General features: G+C 37.7%; 1 pseudogene. It reads right to left on the bottom strand.

From position 1 onward, the window contains the following. Positions 1–2231 (bottom strand): annotated as a pseudogene (locus O9A_RS07020) (autotransporter outer membrane beta-barrel domain-containing protein); the annotation flags it as partial. Positions 2232–2301 lie beyond the last annotated feature (70 nt).

The following is a 2301-nucleotide window of genomic DNA, read 5'->3' as shown; positions in this document are numbered from 1 at the left end:
GTTGGTCCATAGGCATTGAGTGTATATTTATAAGGCAACCCCTTTATTGTGGTATAGCCATTTGCAAGTTTGAAGGAATTTTCATCTGCTTTTCCAGAGACTTGAACGAGTGAGAGCCCACGTGTATTTACGGGACCAGTATTTTTTTCTTTTGTTTTTTTACCTTTTAAAAGATTCCTAAAATGGACTGTTGTGGTGCCTGATACATCACCATGAATAAGAAGTCGATCAGTTGTTTGTTGTTCTTTTGGTAGACCATCAATGTATTCAGTATTGAAATAAATCTTTGCATCACCTGTTGCATGGTAGACTGTTTCGTACGTTGTGTTGTTGTTTGTGAGGTGAGGTGATTTACTGCCTATATGTAATGTTTGATATTGATCTTCTCTTGGTGTCCTAAAAACAATAGTACTATTGTTGAGATTAAGCTTAAAAACTTCAGAATGTAAGTTTTTGATTGGATCAAGTTTTTGGATTTTATAGTTTTGCGTATTCACTTTTAGATACCACTTTGTGCCATTGATCAAACTAAAGATTGTTTGAGTAGGGTTTCTTTCGGAATTCCTTGCTCCTCCTTCTAAGATAGAGTGGTCGGCAATCACGTTAGCTTCGCCATTCTCACCTTCATTAGGTCTTCCTACTAATAGAATATTGGCACGTACTTCCGAATCTTTGAGCGTAATCTTTGATTCTCTGCCCCGTACGGCTAGTCCATTGCTATCCGTATGTAATTGAACACCCAGCAGATCAATCTGTCCGCCACATGTTACAAAGATGGCAGCTCGCGGTCCAGTTTTGATAAGCTTTCCTCCTCTCATGGTAATTTTCGATTGCTTATCTTGTGCTTGGAGCGCGATATCTCTGGTTTTGATAACAACATCATTGAGATCAATTTGTCCACCAGATCCAGCTAAAACTGCAGGATTCATACCTGTTGTAATAATCGATCCTCTTGTCATAACAATTTTTGACTGTTCGGCTTGTGCTTGTAGACCAACATTGTGCACTTTCATGGGAACATTAGTGAGATCGATTTGTCCGCCAGACCCAGCTAAAACTGCAGGATTCAAACCAGTTGTGGTAATCGATCCTCTTATCATGGTGATTTTTGATTGTGCATATTGTGCTTGTAGACCTTGTGTTGTTAATGGAGCCTCTTTCCTCTCTAATTCTAATTTTTGCGTTTGTGTTTCATTATCATCAATGTGCATACCAATATCGGTAAGATCATCAATATGTACAACAACATTGGTAAGGTTAATCTCTCCACCAAATCCGGCTAAGACGGCCGGTTGTAAACCAGCTGTAGTCAGTTTTCCTCCTTGCATGGTAATTTTTGAGTGTAGACCGTTTGCAGAAAGTCCATGGTCATTTGATAAAACTTCAACATCATTTTTTAGAGTTATTACGCTCTCTTTTTCAACATTTATTCCCGTATGGTTTCCTTGAATTAAGCCGCCTGATATTGTTATTTGAGAACTATCACTTGCATGTATGCTGGTTCTTGCGTGTCTAATTGTTACTTGATCCAGAGTGACTTTGCTTGTTTTGATGACTCTTATTCCTATGCTCTCTTTCGTGCTATTTACGAGATCCGTGATGTTAATTTTTACATTTTCTAGCTTGTTTTTATCACTATTGCTCTCTTCTAAAGTAATGCCTAAATAGTTGGATTTAATGGAACCACCGGTCATACTCAATGTTCCACCACTCTTTAAGCTTGCTCCAGTTCCATCTCCTATTCCTGTTTCATCTATTGTCTTTATACTTTGTTCCTGATTGCTTGCGTCAATCTCTACATTATTTAAGATGATGTCACCATTTGATACGGCTGCTATACCGATTGGTGTTTGTATATGCATTTTTTTCACCTGAATGGAGCCGTCGTTCATTTTAATTGTACCGCTTTCTTTTGCCAACAAGCCGATTGAAACGTTTTTTATCGTTGTGTCTCCCTCTAGTTCAATCATGCTTCCAAATTTTCTGGCTTCTACACCGCTTATGTCTGTTATGATTGATTCTTCTTGGGTTGAGGGGCCGGTTATCTTGAGAGCTGTGCCATGAATTTTACCACCGTCTAGAGCATAAACATTTTCATAGCTTTCTTGAGTTGGAGCGGTTTTGTCTTCGCCTTGACCAGCAAAAAGGGATCTAGCGTATGCATTGGAATAGATATTGAATAATATTATGGCAGCTATGGTTGTATATGATAAAAGAATTTTTTTAGACATCTCATATCATCTTTACTTATAAGTTACGTATAAGTTTACATGTTATACTTTTTTAGAAAAAAAGTATAAA

The organism is Bartonella koehlerae C-29 (assembly GCF_000706625.1).
In the GTDB taxonomy this organism is placed as follows: domain Bacteria; phylum Pseudomonadota; class Alphaproteobacteria; order Rhizobiales; family Rhizobiaceae; genus Bartonella; species Bartonella koehlerae.
Note: the sequence above shows the minus strand (reverse complement) of the source record. Positions and strands in the feature narration are given on the sequence as shown.